The following is a 21,998-nucleotide window of genomic DNA, read 5'->3' on the forward strand; positions in this document are numbered from 1 at the left end:
AATTGCTTAATCGCTGATTCGTTGTTAACAGTTATTGCGATTACAACTGTTCGCGAACGCGCTCTACAATTCGAGCAGCAGCCTCATCCACTGGAACTGCCTCAACGTTTGAACCGTTGCGATCGCGGATTTCAATCGTTCCATTGTTCACAGTATCGCGGCCGGCTACAGCAATCAGCGGAACGCCAACGAGCTCAGCATCCTTAAACTTCACACCTGGAGAAACCTTTGGACGGTCGTCGAAGATTACTTCAATTCCCTGCTTACTAAGCTCTTCAACAACTTTTTCAGCAGCATCGAAAGCAACTTGATCCTTGCCTGTAGCAACGACGTGAACTTGAGCTGGAGCAATCGCCATAGGCCATGCAAGACCAGCATCATCGTGATGCGTTTCTGCCAAGCATGCAATCACGCGGCTAACGCCAATACCATAGCAGCCCATCCAAACTGGTACAGCTTTACCGTTTTCGTTAAGAACGCTTAAGCCCAAAGCCTTAGAATACTTTAAACCAAGCTGGAACACCTGACCAATCTCAACACCGCGTTCGAAGCTCAATGGACCGGAACCATCTGGGCTCATATCGCCATCGCGAACCTGGGCTGCTTCAACAACACCATCATCCTCAAAATCGCGGCCGTAAACAGCGTTATAAACATGCTTTCCGTCTTCGTCAGCTCCTGTAATCCAAGCGCTACCCTTTGCAACGTGAGCATCCATCAAGTAGCGGACAGGATTTTCAATTCCACTACCCTCTTTGCGAGCTTGAGGACCTAATACGCTAAAGCCAATGTATCCCTTAACAAACTCAGGATGAGCCTTCAAATCATCCTCAGTTGCTTCTTCAATTTCTGCAGGAGCAAACTGAGCTTCAAGACGCTTCATATCTACCTGGCGGTCACCTGGAATACCAATAGCCACGATTTCGCGCCATGGCTCCTCGTGTTCGCCGCCCTCAGCATCAGCCGGATGCTTAACAGCAATGATCAGATTCTTCAAAGTGTCGTCTGCTTGCCATTCGCGGCCGTCTTTGCGTGGATGCAAATCGTTAGAAACTTTAACCAAAGCTTCAATCGTCTTAGCATCTGGAGTATCAAGAGCTTCCATTTTAGGAGCTGCCGAGCAGTCAACATCTTGCATTTCTGGTGTGGTCAAAGCCTCAACATTCCAAGCTTTTCCAGAAGGAGCAAGCGCAAAAGTATCTTCGCCAATTGCCATTGGAGCCAAGAATTCCTCAGAATCAGAACCACCCATAGGGCCAGAAACAGCGTGAACAATCACATATTTAATGCCTAAACGGTCGAAAATTCGAGCGTAAGCAGCGCGCTCTTCAACATAAGCAGACTTCAAACCATCTTCGTCAATCGAGAACGAATAACCATCCTGCATAATAAACTCGCGGCCGCGAATAAGACCTGCGCGAGGACGGAATTCGTCGCGATACTTCGTTTGAATCTGATACAAAGTAACTGGCAAATCCTTGTAAGAAGAATACATATCCTTAACAAGGAGCGTGAAAACTTCTTCGTGCGTTGGAGCAAGAAGATAGTCAGCCTCATGACGATCCTTAAGGCGGAAAATGTTGTCACCGTATTCTTCCCAACGGTTTGTCGCCTCATAAGGCTCACGTGGAAGAAGCGCTGGGAAGTGGACCTCCTGCGCACCGATACCGTTGATTTCTTCGCGAATAATCGCCTGAACCTTGTTTAAAACCTTGAGTCCGAGCGGCAACCAAGTCCACACACCTGGAGCGGATTTACGAATATAGCCTGCGCGCTGCATAAGTTTTGCGGAAGTTACGTCCGCGTCTGCTGGATCCTCGCGCAGCGTACGAAGGAACAGCTGAGACATACGAAGTACATTGGAATTCATGCGTTCCAATCTATTTGCGCATGAGGACATAAACACTTGTTTACACTATTAAACAATAGCAATAACACTTTCCCGACTTTGTAGCTTAAAACGACGATTAGAGCTACAAAAAGCGGAAGATTTTCCCGACTTTGTAGCTAAAAACAACGATTAGAGCTACAAAAAGCGGAAGATTTTCCCGACTTTGTAGCTAAAAACAACGATTAGAGCTACAAAAAGCGGAAGATTTTCCCGACTTTGTAGCTAAAAACAACGATTAGAGCTACAAAAAGCTAGAACTCATCGTCGAAGGAAAATTCGTCATTATACGCGTAATCACTAGAGGCGAAAATATCAAACTCTTGTTGATTGGCAGAATCGCCATTCGCGCTATTCGCATTATTTGTAAACGCGCAAGCGCCCTCGTTTGCAAGAATCTCACTAGCTCGTTTAGAAGCCTCACGTAAAGAGCTATCAAGAATCACAGCATCCGCCGAAACACTAAACGCGCGATCGTTAATACCTTCCAAATAAAGCCCGCCCAGATTTTCCACGCGAGAAAGCGCCACATATCCCATTCCGGGAGCAAAAGTTCTACGCAAATCCATTACCGCACTGTCAAGCGTCATACCTTGCGATTTATGAATCGTAATTCCCCACGCGCATCTAAGTGGCACTTGATTTATGCTAGCAAGAACAGTCTCACCATCCGTCATTTCCCAAGCAGCCGGCTTAAGAGTGACAATATTGCCGTTTTCAAACTCAACAATCGGCCATCCGCCTTTAGATTCAGGTGCGAATCTCAAAACTCGCCCAACCGAGCCGTTCACATATTGCTTATCTTGATCATTTCGCAACGCCATCACTGCAGCTCCAACCTTTAATACAAGCCGTTCTGGAGCGAGCATATTCTTTTTTAAACGCTCGACGAGATTTTTAGGGCCGGCTTCTGTTGCCACGAATTCGTGAGGCTCAGCATCAATTGCCGCAAGCTGCACATTATTTAAGCCATCTGCTTGTGAGTTCGTAGGGAAAAGATGCACTGAAACTTCATCGTCTTGCGGATACTCACCAAGGCGACTGGCAAGCACTTGCTTATCTTCGTCGCTTACAAGACCGCCACGAATATCCGTCAAAACTTCAAGCAATTTGCCGTCATCCTGACGATGTTGCTCAGTTAAATAGCACACAACAGGCTTTAAAGCATCCCAGGCGAAAGATTCCGTAATATAGCCTTCTGGATTTTTGCCAGCAGCAGCATACTCTTCGCGCGACTCAATAAACTCTGGACTTGGCTCGAACACATCACGATTTCGCATAGAAGTACTCACAGGAGGCAGCTGGAAGAAATCTCCCGAAATAACTACTTGAAGTCCGCCGAAAGGAGCAGAATTTTTGCGCACTTTACGGCATACTTCATCAACCATGTCAAAAAGCCACGCGTGAATCATTGAAACTTCATCCAACACGAGCACTTCCGTGGCTTTTATGCGTTTCCCTCGCCTAGCTCTAATGGTTTTAAGAAGCGAATCGCTAAGCGCGTTTGAAACTCCAACTCCACTCCACGAGTGAATGGTTTGACCGTTTAAATGCGTTGCTGCGATTCCGGTAGAAGCCGTTACAGCCACGTTTAAACCGTTTTTTCTCATTGCGCGAATAGCTTCGTTTAATACGTAGGTTTTACCTGCACCCGGAGCGCCGGTAATGAAAACGCTTGCACCAGCGTTGATTATGGTTAGGGCTTCGGATTGCTTCATTGGCAGTACCTTTTATTGCGTTTAGTAGTCGCGCTTTGTTTAATAGTCGCGCTTTTCTGCGGAATTTACGTCTTCTAATGCTTCACCGCGGCGCTCATAGTCACGAAGCAAGCTCGTGCTCTCAATGTGCTGTGCGCCAGCTTTTGCCTGTGCTTCGCTTGGGCCTGGAGCTGGAACGAACATCATGTCACGGTAATATCTCAACTCGTCAATCGACTCAATAATATCCGCGAGCGCGCGGTGGCCGCCATGTTTTGCCGGCTTATTGCGGTAAACGTCTGGGTAAAGTCTGCGCGAAATCTCCTTCAACGTGCTTACGTCGATTACGCGATAGTGCAGATTTGCCATTAAATCTGGCATGTAACGGTCGAGGAACTTTTTGTCGGAGCCAACGGAGTTTCCAGCAAGATGCGCTTTTCCGCGCTCTGGCAGGAAGCGCTTTACGTACTCAACTACCTGCTTTTGCGCTGCTTCTAGCGGCAAACCGTTTTTATTCCATTCGTCAACAAGCCCAGAAGAAGTGTGCATATTGCGTACGAAATCGTTCATATGAGCCACAGCAGCATCGCTCGGCTTAATCACTAAATCAATTCCGTCGTCTAGAACTTTCAAATTAAAATCAGTTGGAACTACAGATACTTCGCATAATTCGTCGTGGAAAATATCGAGTCCCGTCATCTCGCAATCAATCCAAATTAAGCGCGATTCTTCCGGCGTAAACGTAAGATCTTCCTTAGCTTCAGCCATTTTCGTTCCTTTCCTAATATTTTTTCGAACCCATCAGCCTACATCTTCCCAGCGACGACTAACAGCTAAAATCACATCTCTGGCATATCAGAAAGTGAAATTCTAGAATATGATCCATTTTTCTTATCTTCAGGGTGAGGCTCTAAACCGATAATAGTTATTGACATATGATCTGGACCATAAACCCAATACATTCTCATTGCACTACTTGTTTTATTCTCCAAGTAGGATTGCCAAACTCTAACACCATATCTATTTGTCAATTCTTCAATATCATGAGTATGCAATCCTGGATGCCTTGGATTTTCAGATAAAAGTTTCATAGATTTTCCCCATTTCTTATAAAGAGAAAGATCTTTTTTACTTATACTGCCTTCTAGAAACTCTTTCTTCAATCTCTCCCAAATATTAGACATCTCTGGAATACCCATTCTAATATTGAAGTTCATTCACTTACTCCTAGAAGTCAGAGAGATCAACAGGTTCAGAGACTTTGCCAATCTTAAAATTGCGGATTGCTTCATCCATACTTTTAAGAGTTTTAGAAGAGATACTCTTAGGAATAGTAAGCTCACGTGGCTCTAATAAAATACAACCATTATCACATTCTTTAACATTGTAATAAGGGTATTTAGCTCCGCGCAGAGTTACACGCTTTTTACTATCAAGACGAACGTCATAATCTTTCACTACTTCCACAAAACACCTCATTTTTAGTGGGATATCCCACTAACTATACAATAATTTTATACGAATTGTCAAAACAAAAACGACGAAAAGTTAGAAAGTAGCAAAAAAGACTTAGCTAACTCTTCGCCGTTTAATGCAAAATTACTTGCGATTTATACGCAACTTATACGCGCAACTTACGCAACTTACGATTTAGTTGTGGAAACCGCTGTAGTTTGGCGCTTCTGCAGTCATCACAATATCGTGAGGATGCGATTCGCGAAGACCAGCATCCGTAATGCGAATAAAGCGACCGCGCTCTTGCATTTCCTTAATATTGTGCGCACCAACGTAGAACATAGACTGATGCAATCCGCCAAGCAACTGGTAAAGCACAGCGTTAAGTGGACCGCGATATGGAACTTCGCCTTCCACGCCTTCTGGAACCACCTTGTCGGAGCTAGTAACGTCTGCCTGGAAGTAACGATCCTTAGAATAAGACTTCTTACCGCGAGGAGCCATTGCGCCAAGCGAGCCCATGCCACGATAAAGCTTATACTGCTTGCCGTGAAGCAAAACCTTTTCACCTGGAGCTTCCTCGCAACCAGCCAAAGTGCCGCCGAGCATAACGGTGTCAGCGCCAGCAACCAAAGCCTTAGCAATATCGCCAGAATAGTGAATACCACCATCAGCAATGCATGGAACGCCAGCAGCCTTGCAAGCCTGAGCCGCATCATAAACAGCAGTAAGCTGAGGCACACCAACGCCTGCAACAACGCGCGTAGTGCAAATAGAGCCTGGTCCAACGCCAACCTTTACAGCGTCGACGCCGGCATCAATCATAGCCTGAGCGCCTTGGCGAGTAGCAATATTTCCGCCAATAATTTGTACTCCGTCAAACGCCTTATCTGCCTTAATTCTGCGAATCATATCGAGAGCCAATCGAGCCTCTCCGTTTGCGGTATCAACCACAAGCACGTCAACTCCAGCTTCCATAAGCGCGCACGCACGCTGCCAAGCATCTCCAAGGAAGCCAATTCCAGCAGCCACGCGCAAGCGACCCTGATCATCCTTAGTAGCATCTGGATACTGCTCAGTCTTCACAAAATCCTTAACAGTAATCAAACCAGTAAGCTTGCCTTCTGCATCAACCAAAGGCAATTTTTCAACTTTGTTGTCTGCAAGCAAACGATGCGCGTCTTCTTTAGAAATATTAGAAGGACCAGTGACGAGATTTTCGCGAGTCATCACGTCTTTGACTTTCAAACGATCATAGTCTTCGGAAGCAATGAAACGCATATCGCGATTGGTAATAATACCAACTAGACGATTTTCGCTATCTACCACTGGCAAACCAGAAATATGAAAACGCCCGCACAATTTATCTAAATCTGCGAGCGTTGCATCTGGGTGAACAGTGAGTGGGTCGGTAATCATACCAGACTCGCTGCGCTTAACAATATCGACTTGCGCAGCCTGATCATCTATAGAAAGATTGCGATGAAGAACACCAATTCCACCATTTCGAGCCATTGCAATAGCCATATCGGACTCGGTTACTGTGTCCATTGCTGCAGAAATTGCAGGAACTTTCATAGTGATTTCGCGAGTTAGATGAGTAGTTGTATCCACTTCGGAAGGAATAACATCAGTCTCATTTGGAAGCAACAGCACATCATCATAAGCAAGGCCGAGCTTCTCGAAAATTGGTGGAACAGGAGCATACACGGATTCCGTGTTCATATCAGTTGTAGCCATAGGGTTACTATACGTTTTTGCTATGACGTTTGTAAAAATCGCGTTTCATGAACTATGATTCGCGAGTATTCGAGTATTATTTTACGAATTTCGTAGCTCTGGCAGCCGCCTGCGCAAATATGGCATCATTGTAAGAACTGTAAGCAGCGCTGCCGCAATAATCATGCCAACAAGCACGTAAATTGCTTTAAAGAACAGAATCATTATTGACCCGAAAGATATAAGCGCCGCCCAACCCCATAAAATAAGCACCGCTCCTTGCACAGAATGCCCAATGCGCAACATTCTGTGATGCAAATGCATGCGGTCTGGATGCATTGGCGACTGCCCTTTTGCAAGCCTTCTGCATATTGCTAAACACATGTCTAACACTGGCAAAAACAGCACTAAAATCGGAAGCAAAATCGGCATAAATACTGGCAAATAGATGCTTGTGTGCACTGCAGATGGATCTAAGTGACCCGTCATTATAATAGACGCGCAAGTTATTAAATACCCGATTAGCATGGAGCCAGAATCACCCATAAAAAGCTTTGCAGGATGCCAATTGTGCAAAATAAACCCTAAGCACATTCCAACCATTGCAACGTCTATAAGAGTTGCCATTGAAGCGTAGCTTGGAGATGTGCGCGCAAGAATATAAGAGTATGTTGCGAAGGCGATTCCGCCTATTGCCACAATTCCAGAAGCCAGCCCATCTAGTCCGTCTACAAAGTTGACTGCATTAATTGAAGCCACGATTAGTATTGCGGTTATTGCGATTGAAAGACTTGGAGACGCTGTAACTAGAGAGCCGAGCGGCAATGTTACGATTTGAAGCCCTCCCCATGCTACAAAAACAGCTATTAGCAATTGACCTGCAAGTTTTAGCATCCAATCTAAGTCCCAAATGTCGTCACAAACACCCAAAAGGCATACGAGTACAGCTCCAGCTAAAACTACCCACGGCTGGTGTGTTCCTGTAAAAAGCCCTGAAATAAAAGGCATGGAGCTTGCAAACGCCATTGATACAGCAAAGCCGAATAGCATTCCCACTCCACCCATACGTGGCGTAGGTATTGTGTGCACGTCGCGAGCGCGCACTTTTCCTACGGCTCCTATGCGAATCGCAAGATGACGTACAAGCGGCATTATTAGCCAAGTTGCGCCTCCTGCGATTGCTGCTATAAACAGGTATACCCTCATTTCTTGCGACTTTCTGCTCTTATCTGTTCTTCACTTATTACGCCTTCGCGCAAAATCACAATTCCGTCTTTATCGCTTGCATCCGCGCCAACTACTGTGCTTGCTACGTGTGAGCGAGTTGGACCAGCATTTAAATACAGCGGAATTTCGTCTCCAAAAGCTGCTACTGCCTCTTCTACGCTGTCTGCGCTCTCGTTTCCGCTGCGATTTGCGCTAGATGCAGCCAAAGGGCCCGTAACTCTTAAAATTTGCATTAATTCTGGGCAATCTGGCACGCGCACGCCTTGCGTTGCTTCAGCTTGGATTTTGTTTTGCTCACTGCTCTCATCTGCTTTACAAAGCGTAGCAAGCCTTGTAGCTACCGAATCTTTTTTTGCGCGCGCGATTGGTGAGTATCCGCCTGGCAGGAATTTTTCCGTAAGTACGTCTAGTGGGCTTGGCAAGTAAAGCCCAAGTTTTTCTAGGTCACTTACGCTACTCATAAGTATTTGCAAGGCTTTTGTGCGCGGTCTGCGCTTTAGTTGGTAGATTTTCGTTACTGCATCCTCGTTAAATGGGTCGCATGCTACTCCGTAAACTGTGTCTGTTGGCACTACGATTACGCCGCCTGCGTTTATTATTTGCGCTGCGAGTTGCAATGATTCTTCGTTAATCGTGCAAATTTTACTCATTTTTAGCCTCTTTTTTGCATACTACAAATCTTGCTCTGTTTGTTAAGTCGTTTTTGACTTTTGCGCTGCTAAATCCTACGTTTTTTGCATAATCTGCAAGCGCTTCTCCTTGCGTAATATCGTGTTCCATAATCATTATTCCACCCCTACGCAAATATGCAAAACTCGCTTTTACAATTTTTTGCGGTATTAGTAGCCCGTCTTGAGATCCACCATATAACGCTATTTTTGGGTCGTAGTCGCGAGCTTCAATCTGCTCTACTGGCTGGCTTTCTGGCACATACGGCGGATTTGTGATTACTACGTCTACTTTCTCTTTAATCGCAGCTTTTTCAGGCAGATTAACGTTTGTAGCATCGCCTAATATTGCGTGATATCTGTTTGAAATATCATATTTTTCCGCGATTTTGTTGTAGTTTTTTTGCAAATATTCAAAAGCTTCTGGCGACTTTTCCACAGCCCACACTTGCGAATCTGCAACTTCGCTTGCAACCGATAATCCAATCGCTCCCGAGCCTGCACACAAGTCTAAAACAATAGGATTTTTTAGATTATTTGCGCGAATCCAATCTATTCCCTCTTGAACTACCACTTCTGTTTCGGACCTCGGCACAAAAACGCCTTTGCCAACTATTAGGTCTATGTAGCGAAAAGTAGCGCATCCAATAATATGTTGCAATGGCTCGCGCGAAGCACGTCTAGATATAAAATCGCTATATTTGCTAGCGTAATCGTGCGAAAAATTCTTAAAATCGCCAAGTATTAGCGCTTTGTTTAAGTCTGCCAAACTTACGCCACAAGCGTGTGCTAAAAGTACACGCGCATCATATTGTGGAGAATCTACGCCTGCTTTACAAAGACACGCAATAGCATTTTGCAAGAGTTCGCGCATAATACAAGCAATTCCTAGAAGCTAATTCCTACAAGCCAACACAAGCAACGAGTTTAAAGATATTACTACTTACTTGGCTTTAGCTAAGCGATCGGCTTCATCCGCCTGAATATCGCTGTCTATAACAGGCTGCAAATCGCCGTTAAGCACCTGGTCAAGATTGTATGCCTTGTAGTTTGTGCGATGATCCACGATACGATTTTCTGGGAAGTTGTATGTGCGGATTCGCTCAGAACGGTCTAACGAGCGCACCTGCGAGTGGCGCATATCTGCCGCCTCCGCTGCCTCCTGCTCGTGCTTCATGGCAAGCAAACGCGACTTTAGCACGCGAAGAGCCGCCGCACGGTTTTGAATCTGCGACTTTTCATCTTGCATGCTAACAACAATTCCCGTTGGAATATGTGTCATACGAACAGCGGAATAAGTAGTGTTCACGGACTGTCCGCCAGGACCAGAGCTCATGAAGATGTCGATTTTCAGGTCTTTTGGATCGATTTCGATTTCGTCGTCGTCTTCGTCTGCTTCTGGGAACACGATTACACCAGCCGCGGAAGTTTGAATACGCCCTTGCGATTCAGTTACTGGGATTCGCTGCACGCGATGCACGCCGCCCTCGTATTTCATGCTTGCCCACACGCCGTCTTCTGGAGCAGGCGTACCTTTTGCGCGAATCGCAAGCTGCACGTCTTTTACGCCGCCAAGTTCCGTCGAATTTTCGCTTTGGATTACGGTAGTCCAACCGCGCTTTTCCGCGTAACGCATGTACATGCGCAACAAATCTCCAGCAAACAGAGCCGCTTCTTCGCCGCCCGTACCAGCTTTGATTTCCATAATCATGTCTCGCGCATCGTCTGGATCTCTAGGAATCAGCGCTGTGCGCAACTTTTCTTTTGCTGCTGGAATTTGTTCTTCTAATTGTTTTGCTTCTTTTGCTAAGTCTTCGTCTTCGCTTGCCATTTCGCTAGCTACTTCGTAGTCTTCGCAAAGCTGCTTGTAATTTAGGTACGCGCTTACGATTGACCCGAGTTCTGCGTGTCTACGACCGAGCTTGCGAATTGCGTCTGGATTAGACGCTACTTCTGGCTCTCCCATGCGATTTTCAATATCGCGGTATTCGTTTAGAGCTGTAACCGCTGCTGGGAACTGTTCCTCTACTGACTCAGCCATCATATTCCTTTGTAGTCGCGCATAACGCGGATTTTGAATCGAAAATATTAAATTTAAATATTGTAAGACGCATGTATGTTGCACATAAAACGCCAGCCCCGATTCCGCGAGTTACACGAAAGCAGGGCTGGCGTTTAAAAAGCTACTTAGTCTTCTTACCGTAGCGCTTCTCGAAGCGAGCCACGCGGCCGCCGGTGTCGAGAATCTTCTGCTTGCCGGTATAGAATGGGTGGCACTTTGAGCACACGTCAACCGTCATATGATCGCCATTTGCGGTGGAACGAGTTACGAAAGTGTCTCCGCAGGAGCAGGTAACCTGCACTGCGTGATAGTCGGGATGAATACCCTGCTTCATAATGTCTCCTATGGAATTCGGGCGACCCGGGTCGCAAAGCCCCAATAGCTAAGCGTGAACCGGAACCTTCGTTATTCTAGTCACCACCCTCGACTCAACAAATCAGCTTTCGTTATCTTCGTTCTTACGTCTGCGATGCTTAGCAGCAAATCCAGCTAAACCAACAGACGCTAACAAGCTGGCGATTAACGCGGACTGTGTAACGTCACTACCAGTTTGAGGCAGAGCTTCTGACGGCTGCTTTGCAGAATCCTTCACGGCTTCTGGCTCTGTTGCTTGCTTAGGTTCCGCAGCCTCCTGCTCAGGTACGACTTCAGACGAAGGAGCTTCAGGCATTGGAATATAAGGATATGATTCTGGCATCGGATATTCTTCTTGTCTTGGTTCTTCTTCTGGCTTCGACGGAGCTGGTGCAGGAGCTGGCGGCACAGGCGTTGGAGCAGGTTTGCTCTCAGAAATCACATCAATTTCAACAGTAATTTCCGCTTCGCGACCATACTTATCGGTAGTAGTAAACGTTAGCTCAACTTTCGGCTTGCCGTCAACAATCTTAGGCGTGCCAGAAATCTTGCATTCAGTACCAGCGCAATTTGCGTTAATGCCGTTTACAGAAGTCAAGCCTTGAGCAACTAACTCGTTAATAGTTAATGTCTTGCCATCTACTGTAACCGTTGTGTTATTAACATCTCCTTCAGTCATGTTTTGCAATCTGAAGTTCGTTAGAATACCCTCGCGAGCAGAACCACTAAACTTAAACTTCATAGGAGCCATCTTCTCGAAGTTTGCAGTAATAGTGATTTCATGCTTTGGCTTAGCGGCAGGAATAGCATACAAATCCACACCCGCATCCTTAAAAAGCTTCTTCAAATCTTGCAAAGTCGAGCTATGCAAAAGCCTAATTTTAGCTGCAATATCAGGCCTTTCCTTTTCTTCTGCAATTTGTATAAGAAGCTCGCGCTGTTCTTCCGAAGCACAATCTTCTTCGTTGACTGTATAGTCTGGAATCGTCACATCTGGCTTAACAGATTTTATAAGACTCTTGAAAGCTTCCAAAGAAGATTTGTGGCTAGCGCGAATAATACTAGCTACATAATGTAAGCCGTTAATATCCGCAAACTGAGCTAACGCTTCTTTCTTCTTATCAAAAGTAAGCTTGTCATATTCAGCTAAGTCTATTCCTTTCTTCTCTAGCTTCTTACGCAATTCAGTCAAGGAATCATTAGACTTACTAATTTCTTTAGCAAGTTCTTCATTTCCAGCTTCGTTTGCAAGTTTTACAAGCAAAGCTTTTTCACGATTATGCTCAACGATTTCATCAACATCAATGCCTTCGTGTGTAAGCATATTCTTAATATTTTGCAATGAATCGTTAGACTTACGAATGTCAGAAGCTAAACCAGCCTTACCTGCACTTTCTGCAATCTTAGCTAATTCTTCACGCTTAGCATTGTAGACACTCTTTTGCGCTTCGTTCAGCAGATTTTGCAAAGCAGCAAGCGTAGAGTTGCGCGAATCACTGATCAGCTTTGCAACATAGTGCATTCCGTCAATCTTAGCCAAACGAGCCAAAGCTTCGCGTTCTTCTTCTGTAGCCTTGCGCTTATCTGCTGGAACTGCTGGAGTCTCAGTCGTAATAGAAGTCCAATTCTTGAACACGTAGCCCTTATCTGCAAGCACATCTGGAACCTGCATAAGGAAACCCTTAGCGTCGTTTCGCACCCAATATACTGAAACTGGCTCACTACCAGCATTCTTAAGAGGCGATTTTTTCAAACTTCCGCCCTTACCGGCTACGTACGTCACCTTCGTGTAGTTCTTTTCTATGAACTTAGCCGCAGCAGTGCCCTTAGCCGGCAAATCGTTATCTGCAATCACGTTAGGCAAAACGTACACGCGCACAGGCAACTTAGTTGTAACAGTTTTTTGTTTACCGACAGAATCAGTTTCATCAATAGGCTTAGTGACATTCACCATAATTGTTGAAATTCCAGGCTTTGAAACATCAACCGTAGAGTTACTATCTATCGATACACTCACTTTAGGGTCAGTGTTATGTACGAGCTTATTAACGTTTGTAATACTCTCACCCACGCCAATAACTGTTTCTGGAATCTTCACATCGTCAACGCCATTTTGCTCAGCAACGAAGATGCGCGGCTTACTAATATCCCAATTGTCATGTAAGAATATGTTCGACTTATCGCCTCTTGCATTATACATTTGCCACTTTGTAAAACCGGAAAGCGTTGCAGCAGTGTCGCTTGCAACCTTCTTAGCAAACTTAATGTTATCTTCTTTATCTTTTCCGTGACGAATATACAGCAGTTTTGGCTTATACGAACCGTCAGCCCACGTTCTGCCAAATCCTGGAAGGAATATGGTTGCAACGTAACCGTCTGGAATCTCGTCTTGCTTGGAAGCGTCGATGACGTTTTCTACGCGCTTATAAACCGCTTGATACGTAGTGTCATCTTTATACGCATTTTTCAATATGCTTGAGCTTTGCAAAATTTCGTTTTGCTTAACTTTATCTGCAGTAAGAGGCTTAGCACTACTGTTATCTTGTGTAAAGTTATCAAGCTTCTTCCAACCGACGAACTCGTAATGGTAGCCATCAGCATCATAATCCTTGCCAATAGCCTGCGGTGCGCGCACACCAGAAGTCTTGCCCGTATGTGCGTAGAACAAAGTGCGAGAACCGCTAGCCATAGTTCCATAACTATTATTCGTAATGAAGTTAACCTTCTTATACTCATTAGCTATTTGGTCATGCTCAGATTGCTCATCTTGAGTTGGCTTATTACCAAGATCCTTTACATTTTCACCGTAAATCAAGTCGTACATTACTTTAAGCTTGCCAACAGTCTTATAGTCAACGGTGTCCGCGTCACTATAAGTCACACTAACTGTTAACGGAACAGTGTAAACGCCAGCTTTATCAATAGTTGGAGCAGTAGATGCATACTTAACTGTTACACTCTTTACATTTGGATTCTTTGTTTTATCAATCAAAGAATCATAATTAGCAATGTAATCTTTTGGCTCTGGAAGAGTCTCTTTATCTCCACGAATTGCAAGCAAAGTATTACTCTTAACTTCTGGAGTAGCTAAAGGCTCCTGATCTGCCACGAACTCTTGGAATGGTTCATTGACTTTCCACTTGTCAGTAGAGTCAGCGACATTTGGAATTGAATCAACCTTCTTACCGTCGTTAAGCATGCTGCTTCGAGACCAAGTTCCCTTAGCGCCAGTTAGCTGATTATTAAGCCAAGCTAATGCGCCACTTCCTTCTTTTGTAATCTTCTCAAGATCAGTACCCTTCTTTACGTAGAACACTTTAGGACCGCTTGTGCCGTCCTTCCACAATCGTCCTGGAGCAGGCTTGAAGATTGCGACTACAGCATCCTTAGGAACTTCACCACCGTCAGACGAATTGGAGAAGTAGTCGATTCGCTTGTAAATAGCGTGGTAAGTTACGCCGTTGTCTAACTTGACGTTCTTGTAGCGGTCGCTTGAATTTATGTCAAACGTCTGCTCTGGCTTCTTCTCCTCTGGCTTCGTCGTGCCAGAAGAAGACGTGCCAGAAGAAGGCGTACTAGGAGTCGGTTCTACAACCTTAGTCGCCCAACCCTTAAACACGTAGTGGTAATGCTGGTCGCTGTAATCATTGCCGAAGGCTTGCGGCACGCGGATTCTAACATCCTTACCCTTATAAACGTAAGCAGTAAGCGTAGTTTCTTCGCCAGCAGGAGTATCAGTATTATCGCCATCGTGGCCAATAAGTTTACCTTCTTTATTCTTACCAGTAAAGTTAATCGGCACGTAATCGCTAATATGTTCTTTAACGTAGTCGCTTTTGCTGAACTTATCCCAATCGCTTTCGTACACCAAATCCGGCAGCACGCGGTACAGCACTTCAGCTTCAGCAGTATTTCCATCAAGATGCACTTGCACTTTAATCTTGTGCAAGCCTGGAGTGTTGTCAAACTTTTCACCATCAGCAAAGCTGAACTTAGCACCATCTGGATAATCACCAGCATTCGTTATAAGCTTCTTAGCATCATCACTATTTGCAATACTAATATTCTCAGTTGGCTTAAGCACTTGCGGAGCTGCAGCAACAGGAGCTTTTAGCTTGAATTTAGCAGTGTAAATTACCTCAGGACTGTTCTGCTCTTCAGAGCGAATCGGCAAGCGACTTACGCCATCAGCATACTGAAGCTTCGTAGAGCCAGCATCATACGAACCGATTTGCGAAGTCCAGCCATCAAACTCATAGCCTTGCTTTGCTTTCACTGTTGGAAGTGGCATCTGGTATGCCTTCGTGCCCTTAATTGCGTCGTACACAAGAGCAGAGCCGTCAGCTACATTATTATTTTGCCAGTCAACAACGCTACCCATAGAGCCTTGCTTATCATCCACTTTGAACACGTAGCGCGTGTAGTTGGTTGGGCGATACTGATTATCGTCCTGGCGCTTAAGCACGCGAACGTCTTTATACTTGAAGGTGATTGTAGGGATACCGTTAGTCTGCTTACCTTCGCTATCAGTAGTATAAGTAATATTCTTCTGCGTAGTTTCCGGCATAAAGCCTTCAATCGGCTTATAGAATGCTACGTCATAGTTTCTATTTACAGAGCTGACTTCGCTTTCTGGAAGAAGCTCCTTGCCGTTTTGATCAATATACTTTACCTTATACTTGCGCGTATTGTACGTTTGGTAAATAAACTCGCCAGTATTCTGCTTCTCATCACTCGAGGCTTCAAAGCTCGTGAAATGCTTATCCGGGAAGTGCGTTTCGTCACTGTAGACTGCTTCAGCATTGTAGCGCAAATGCTCGCGCAAACCTGAAACCGTTTGAGTAGAAATGTGATCCACCATCGCGGCTTTTTCTGCGTCTGAAAGACCCTCTTTCTTATAGTCAGCAAACGTGTACCCTGGCTTTAAGAATATGTGCTTAAAAGTACCGTTGTAGCGAGTATCCCTAACCCACACTGCATCAAGCTTTATATCTTCTACTACTTTATTGCCAAAAGCGTATGGCAAAGTTTTGCCGTTCTTAGTAATTTCCCAACCGTAGAAGTCGTAGCCCTTGCGCGTTGGAACCTTTATATCTTTCTTTTCGTCAATAACATTGTAGCGAGCGAACTCTTTTTTCTTAACTACATCTTGGATAGTATTGCCGTTTTCGTCAGTTCCAGGCATATGGTAGTCAAGCGTCACAGTGTGCTTAATATTAGTTGGCTTACCCCAGGCAGCGTAAAGCTTAATGCCGTTGACTGGCATTGTAATATCTTTGTTTTCGCCATTTATAAACTGAGTACCAGCCTGATCAACAGCCCAGCCTTTAAACACATAGTCTTCTGGCAAATCAGCAGGGCGAACGATGGAGTAAGTCTTGCCGTTAAGTGTGAATGTGTACTTGCCATCGAACTGAGTTGCGGTGTTATCACCACCATCTTTAGTTACAGAAGCATCATAAGATGTATCGTTTCCGTATAAATCTTTGTCTTCGCCCGTCAAATCTTTTTTGCCGCGCTTAGTCAAGCTATACTCGAACGGCAGGCTCTCTTTAGCAGAGCCATTGCCGTCCTTTATAGCATTGCCATCCGCATTATAAAACTGCACATCATACGACTTGCGGTCGTATCTAAATTCAATTATTTTGTTTTCTTCAAATTCAGTTGCATCACCAGAATAATCTTCTTGTTCATCTACTGGAACGCCCCTAAATTTTCTAAATTCTAAATGATACTTTTTAGCAAAAGCTTTCTGCTCATCATCACTTAAATCATCCCAATTCCCATGACCATGAGATTCGTTATACCACTCTTCCCGTTTATCTTCAAAGTCGTCTGAATCTAACGAATCACTAACTTTTGTCTTATCATAACCATTAGCAGGATTAAAACCTGCAATAGATGGAGCTGTATATTTATAGCTATCGTTGGAAGTATCATCTTTGCTATATGAATCAGTTGAAAGCTCATAATCATTGTCGTCTATATCATCGCCACCGTTTTTAGCAGACGCAATACTTTGCTTCCTAATAATCACCTGTATAGGCGCACTTTTACTACTGGTATCAGCAGTAAGCAGACGCTGATTATCTTTTAGCTCGTACGCAGTTTGGGTATTACTCTCAGGGTCATCGCTAATTTTAGGCACTGTTCCAGCACCATTCTTAAGAGCAACACGCAAACTAGGGTCAGCAAATTCTTTTATAGTAAAACGATACGGAGGAGTGTCACGATACTCTACTTTCCCTGAATATCCAAGCTGCCATCCTAAAGAGCCTATATCTTCTTTATTAAAATCTAATTCATTTATATCAGGCCAAATATCAGTAAGCTTTTGACCGTAACGAACATTTACGCGGTAACCTTTATGGTTAATTACATTGCCATTATCATCTTCGTTATTATTATCATACTCCGTTGAACAATCGCCGCCGCCAGCATAGCAATAAATAGTTGTTTTGCCGTTTTCGTCTTTTCTTTTTATAGCAGCATTGTTTAAGCTATCATTTTTTATACCAGCAGGCTTAGCAAAAATAAGCTCGTAAGTATTGCGGTCGTAAACTAAGTTAAGAGTGTTGTTTAAGTCGTCAGCGCAAAGCTGCGATTTACTACGTTTGCCTAAATCTGGGCGACCCGGCACAAAATCATGTTGCTCAGTATTAAGCTTTTTAGTAAGCTCCTTATTCACATGGAAGTAGCGCGTAAATAAATCCTTGCCTTTATTTTCAGCGGCACCAGGATTCGCGGTATTGTACCCATCTAAGCTTGTTACAGGCGTATCGTTCATCCAGTTGAACTTTGAAATTAAGCCAGTCTTATGGTCAGAATCTTTTCCCTGCAGCTCTTCTTTAGTTAAGCCAAGCTCTGGGGCACTTACATAATCATCCGCGCTTGTTCCATTAAGAGCATTAGCGTCCTTAATAACGCCGGCATCATCCATTTTATCAAGCGCAACGTCGCTATCTGTCTTCACATTCTTGCGCTCAACAAGACCAACAAAGTCGTAGTTTTTAAGCGAATTTGGATTATCTTTGTCAACTAAATCCGCTTTTTGCACCCACACGTTCACGCGGTAGCTAGTAGTATTGTTCGCTTCCCAATTAGCGCGGAATTGCACATTGTGATCCGGCATCTTGTAGTCATCAAGAGAAACAATAGTATTCTCAGCATAAAGCGGATCACTCTCTTTGCTAGGATCTACTAAAGACCATCCTTTAAAAGTGTAACCGCGCCTAGTTGGGTTCGTAACTTGTGGCACATCTTGCTGGTAATACACTTTTTGAGCAGTAACATCCGTGCCGCCATCAGAATCGTACGTAACTTCATACGCTTTACGGTAGTAGCGAAGGTTCAAAACTAGCTTGTCTTTTTCATCTTCAGAATCCGAAAGCGGCGAGCTAATAAGATTATGCTCCGGTTCGTAGCCTGGGATGTACGTTGAAACAGCTGTTACATCCGAGCCAACTGTGCCAGTAATCTCCGTAACGTGAATATTCTCAGAAGTGCCATCCTTATGCTTTACAGTAATTACTTTACCTATACCCAAATTTGGAGCATCGATAAACTTATCCTTATTATCTAGATCTTGCACCAAGTGACGCACATAGTACTTAGCTGTTTTAGGAGCGTAGTTGATGTTCAACTCGCCGTAGTACTGAATGCCGTCTTCTGCTGGCATCTGCGTAGAGGATGAAGATTGCGGATTTGTAGTTGTTTGAGATGATGAGGCTTGCGGAGCTTGAGCTCCGTTATTTCCCCCAACAGCCTGCCTTTTCTTTACAGCGTATTCTTTAATAAGATTTTTGTCTAGACGCAAGTAGCGAACAGCGTCCGCATTCGTACCGTCGTCAATAACGAACTCGTTTTTATCGTTTTTAATGTAGTACTGGTATGTGCCTGAATGATATACAGATGGGCGGTATCCAGCAGACTTTGGAAGCTCAATATATTCGTACTTGCCATCTTTGCCAAGATTATCGAAGCCGGCTTTGTCAATCGTAAGCTCGTACGGCTGCACAAGCTGCTTATTCGCAGCGCCACCAATCGTATAGCGAATTTGCAAATTGTACGTAGCTTTTGGCTTTTTGTCAGTTTGTACCTGTTCGTTGGCTTGCTCTGTGCTCTTCGCCTCTGGATTATCTGTATTCGGCTTAATTACCTGGCTATTTGGATCAGTTGCTGCGTTATTAGTTGTTGTGCCAGTGTTCTGTGTGCCAGCGGTCGGTGTAGAAGCAGGTGAAGCAGGTGAAGGCGTAGCGCTTTTATCTTTGCCAGTGACGCCTGTACCTGTAACTGCACCTTGCGTATTATCATGCGAACCTTGTGCAGTGCCTTGTGCAGTTGGATTTTCTGCACTTTGCCCTTGCGCACCTTGTCCCCCTTGAGCATTGCCATTGCCTTCTGCACTTGGGCTCGCTGTATTTCCAGCACCAGCGCTAGATTCTGTACCTGCTGAAGGTGCAGAAGCAGACGGAGTTTCAGGCGCATTACTTGCAGGAGTTACACTACTCCCCTTGTTAGAACCGTTTGCACTTTCATCAACACTCCTACGAGAACGCACTTTTGGCTTATTTGCATCGTTTACTGTATTCGCATTTTCTTCGTGAGTGCTTGAAGGTTGTGCGTTTGTATTCTGCTCTGTAGCAGGCTTCGAGCTTTCAGCATTTCCAGACTGCGCATTTGCAGGCTGCTGATTTTCAGCGTGTTCAGTCTGCGCTGTATTCTGATTTGGTTCAGCCTTTGCCTCTGGTTCCGTCTTCGCAACAGTCTTTGCACTTGCAGGCTGTGAAGTTTCTGGTTGTGCAGATTGCTTCGCTGCAGGAGCAGCAGCCGGCTTTGTGTATGAAGCCTTTGTATCTGCTGGCTTTGTATCAGCTGGCTTTACAGAATTTTCAACTTTAGGTTTTGCAACAGCTGGCTTTTCAGTCGTTTTATGTGCAGGTACAGACGCGTTCGACTTTGGCTTCTCCGCAACCTTACCAGTTTCAGCTGGATTGGTTTTCTCGTCCTTAGTCTGCGTCGCATCCGACCTCTTCGCAGATTTTACATGTTTTGCAATCTCAGAACTTGCTGTATCTTGCTCACTCTTAGTCGCAGTCTTAGTAGTACTATTATCTGCACTACTAGTAGCAGATCTATCCTCAAAATTATTAGTATCAAAAGAACGATTTGAAGTCGAAGACGAATCGCCATTTGTAACAAAATATTCGCCATAATCCTTAACTCCTACGGAAGAATCGCCAGCAACCGTTTCCTGATTCTCAACGCCTTCAGCGATAGAATTAGAATCAGTATTTTTAACTGAATATTTAACAGAATCAAACATATGGCGCGTAGTGCGATCAGAAGGAGCACCCGTGTTAAGCAATCCATGCTTATATAAGCCGTTTCCATCGCCATCGCCCTTGCCATTACCAGAGCCTTTGCCGGCGCCATTCCCAGCACCTTTGCCAGAAGTCTTAGCAACACTATTTACATAAGACGGATCAAAAGAATCAGGGTTAAAAGAAGTCCTAGCTAAAGCCGCTGCGCCAGGCAACACCATAGACAATGTAGACGCTAAAGCTACAGCTGCAACGCCAAGGCGATGACTAGAAGCACTAGTAGCAGTAGACGAGGAAGAACGCTTAGCAGCCTTAGCATTTTTCTTAGCGCTCTTAACGTTATTAGTGTTCTTAGCGTCGCCAGAAACACTCTTATGCTTAGCAGATTTAATGCTTAAAACGTCACTACCACTATTTTTAGTTCTAGCCAATTCGACTCCCAAACTCCGTTACATCCAGTACATAGAATCAACATGCACGTTTAGTATTCAACAATCAAAATACACAACATACGGCAATGTTTAGTAACCAGTGCACTCCAAAAAAAATACTTAACCTTTATTATTCAAGCACAAGCTATGGATACCCCCCCCCCATAAGCATTGCAATTTCTGTGTTTTTGGTGTTTCTTGTACTAAGTGAAATACCATGCTTGGTAGAGATTCTCGATTTTTCAAAAAACCGCGCAAGCCAAGAAAATCTTGACTACGCGCGGCTTATAAAATCTTAGAAAATCCTAAGCAAAACCTTACTCGGCTGCAGGAGCTTCGGCTGCAGGAGCAGCAGCATCGGCAGCAGGAGCAGCAGCTGGCTCTTCTGTAGCAGCATCTTCTGGAACAGTAACGCTAACAACAGACTCTTCGCCATCCATGTCGAGCACAACGCCCTCAGGAAGCTTAACATCTTTAGCAAACACCTTGGTGCCATCGGTCAAGCCGTCAACATTAACCACCAAGCGCTCTGGCAAGTTAGCAACGTCTGCGCGAACCTTAAGCTCCTGAACGTCTACGAATGCAACAGCAGCACCCTTTGGAGTGCCTTCAACAAACACTGGCACCTCAACGTCAATCTTTTCGCCAGCCTTAACTTCGTAGAAGTCAATGTGCTCAACGATGCGCTTAACAGGGTTGCGCTGAACGTCCTTAACAACTGCGATTCGTGATTCATTGCCAAACTTAATGGTGAACAAAGCGTTTGCGTGACGAAGAGAAAGAGTAGTCTCCCTCATTGGAAGAGTCACGTGTACAGGTTCAGCACCACCAGCGTAAATGCTGGCTGGAATCAAATTGGCAACACGCAAACGGCGAGCAACGCCCTTACCGAATTCATTGCGAACTTCGCCTTCAAGTGTAATCTTTGTAGCCATATCGGTCTCCTTATGGTCTGGATTATGCGGATAATCTTATTTAAATCCAGCTTCAGGCGCACCGACGCGCCGAAAACCACCATAAGTTGGCTATCAGCCCAGTCGATAACGGAACTTACACAACAATCGCAAGCAACCAACGAATCGCAAAGCGCCTATCGCAAGTATCGCAGTGTTATTCCCTCGCCAAAGCAACTTATCTAGTCTATAAAAACACTTAGACAGATAAAGTCTAAAGT

At 44.7% G+C, this 21,998-nt stretch carries 13 protein-coding genes; all 13 read right to left on the minus strand.

Features of this window, described 5'->3' with window-relative positions; translation table 11 throughout:
- Positions 1-40 precede the first annotated feature (40 nt).
- The gene (locus tag HXT46_RS03970; protein ID WP_421785672.1) at positions 41-1,870 is read right to left on the minus strand and encodes a proline--tRNA ligase; all 1,830 of its coding nucleotides are present in this window, start codon (positions 1,868-1,870) and stop codon (positions 41-43) included.
- A gap of 272 nt (positions 1,871-2,142) precedes the next feature.
- Positions 2,143-3,606 carry a PIF1 family DEAD/DEAH box helicase gene (locus HXT46_RS03975; RefSeq protein WP_421785674.1) on the minus strand — a complete coding sequence of 488 codons (1,464 nt, stop codon included), beginning with the start codon at positions 3,604-3,606 and terminating at the stop codon, positions 2,143-2,145.
- 39 nt (positions 3,607-3,645) lie between these two features.
- Positions 3,646-4,353 (minus strand): oligoribonuclease, encoded by a 708-nt coding sequence (orn, locus tag HXT46_RS03980; protein ID WP_075038870.1) that lies wholly within the window; start codon positions 4,351-4,353, stop codon positions 3,646-3,648.
- 71 nt (positions 4,354-4,424) lie between these two features.
- Positions 4,425-4,802 carry a hypothetical protein gene (locus tag HXT46_RS03985; protein WP_004114894.1) on the minus strand — a complete coding sequence of 126 codons (378 nt, stop codon included), beginning with the start codon at positions 4,800-4,802 and terminating at the stop codon, positions 4,425-4,427.
- Positions 4,803-4,812: 10 nt separating this feature from the next.
- Positions 4,813-5,052: a hypothetical protein gene (locus tag HXT46_RS03990; RefSeq protein ID WP_004120033.1), complete on the minus strand. Its 240-nt coding sequence runs from the start codon at positions 5,050-5,052 to the stop codon at positions 4,813-4,815.
- Positions 5,053-5,235: 183 nt separating this feature from the next.
- The gene (gene guaB, locus HXT46_RS03995; protein ID WP_004114891.1) at positions 5,236-6,780 is read right to left on the minus strand and encodes an IMP dehydrogenase; all 1,545 of its coding nucleotides are present in this window, start codon (positions 6,778-6,780) and stop codon (positions 5,236-5,238) included.
- Positions 6,781-6,861: 81 nt separating this feature from the next.
- Entirely contained in the window at positions 6,862-7,965 is a 1,104-nt protein-coding gene (locus HXT46_RS04000; RefSeq protein ID WP_004113078.1) for an MraY family glycosyltransferase, read from the minus strand.
- Entirely contained in the window at positions 7,962-8,636 is a 675-nt protein-coding gene (locus HXT46_RS04005; protein ID WP_421785677.1) for an L-threonylcarbamoyladenylate synthase, read from the minus strand. Before HXT46_RS04005 ends, HXT46_RS04000 begins: the two co-directional genes overlap by 4 nt.
- On the minus strand, positions 8,629-9,528 hold the full coding sequence (gene prmC, locus HXT46_RS04010) for a peptide chain release factor N(5)-glutamine methyltransferase (protein ID WP_075038871.1): 900 nt from the start codon (positions 9,526-9,528) through the stop codon (positions 8,629-8,631). The genes HXT46_RS04005 and prmC overlap by 8 nt, the downstream gene beginning before the upstream one ends.
- Before the next feature lie 69 nt (positions 9,529-9,597).
- Positions 9,598-10,695 (minus strand): peptide chain release factor 1, encoded by a 1,098-nt coding sequence (gene prfA / locus HXT46_RS04015; RefSeq protein ID WP_004114886.1) that lies wholly within the window; start codon positions 10,693-10,695, stop codon positions 9,598-9,600.
- 142 nt (positions 10,696-10,837) lie between these two features.
- Positions 10,838-11,050 (minus strand): 50S ribosomal protein L31, encoded by a 213-nt coding sequence (gene rpmE, locus HXT46_RS04020; protein ID WP_004114884.1) that lies wholly within the window; start codon positions 11,048-11,050, stop codon positions 10,838-10,840.
- A 102-nt stretch (positions 11,051-11,152) separates the two neighbouring features.
- Entirely contained in the window at positions 11,153-20,824 is a 9,672-nt protein-coding gene (locus tag HXT46_RS04025) for an InlB B-repeat-containing protein (RefSeq protein ID WP_421785679.1), read from the minus strand.
- Positions 20,825-21,141: 317 nt separating this feature from the next.
- Positions 21,142-21,759: a 50S ribosomal protein L25/general stress protein Ctc gene (locus tag HXT46_RS04030; RefSeq protein WP_004113089.1), complete on the minus strand. Its 618-nt coding sequence runs from the start codon at positions 21,757-21,759 to the stop codon at positions 21,142-21,144.
- Positions 21,760-21,998: the final 239 nt, after the last annotated feature.

This window comes from Gardnerella sp. DNF01204, assembly GCF_049244145.1.
GTDB classification, from domain to species: Bacteria; Actinomycetota; Actinomycetes; order Actinomycetales; family Bifidobacteriaceae; genus Bifidobacterium; species Bifidobacterium vaginale.

What these genes read in the sequence shown, in the direction of transcription:
- HXT46_RS04000 (WP_004113078.1), bottom strand. Translation starts at nt 7,965, where the DNA reads ATGAGGGTATACCTGTTTATAGCAGCAATCGCAGGAGGCGCAACTTGG.
- rpmE (WP_004114884.1), bottom strand. Translation starts at nt 11,050, where the DNA reads ATGAAGCAGGGTATTCATCCCGACTATCACGCAGTGCAGGTTACCTGC.
- prmC (WP_075038871.1), bottom strand. Translation starts at nt 9,528, where the DNA reads ATGCGCGAACTCTTGCAAAATGCTATTGCGTGTCTTTGTAAAGCAGGC.
- HXT46_RS04030 (WP_004113089.1), bottom strand. Translation starts at nt 21,759, where the DNA reads ATGGCTACAAAGATTACACTTGAAGGCGAAGTTCGCAATGAATTCGGT.
- orn (WP_075038870.1), bottom strand. Translation starts at nt 4,353, where the DNA reads ATGGCTGAAGCTAAGGAAGATCTTACGTTTACGCCGGAAGAATCGCGC.
- HXT46_RS03975 (WP_421785674.1), bottom strand. Translation starts at nt 3,606, where the DNA reads ATGAAGCAATCCGAAGCCCTAACCATAATCAACGCTGGTGCAAGCGTT.
- HXT46_RS04005 (WP_421785677.1), bottom strand. Translation starts at nt 8,636, where the DNA reads ATGAGTAAAATTTGCACGATTAACGAAGAATCATTGCAACTCGCAGCG.
- guaB (WP_004114891.1), bottom strand. Translation starts at nt 6,780, where the DNA reads ATGGCTACAACTGATATGAACACGGAATCCGTGTATGCTCCTGTTCCA.
- HXT46_RS03985 (WP_004114894.1), bottom strand. Translation starts at nt 4,802, where the DNA reads ATGAACTTCAATATTAGAATGGGTATTCCAGAGATGTCTAATATTTGG.
- prfA (WP_004114886.1), bottom strand. Translation starts at nt 10,695, where the DNA reads ATGGCTGAGTCAGTAGAGGAACAGTTCCCAGCAGCGGTTACAGCTCTA.
- HXT46_RS03970 (WP_421785672.1), bottom strand. Translation starts at nt 1,870, where the DNA reads ATGAATTCCAATGTACTTCGTATGTCTCAGCTGTTCCTTCGTACGCTG.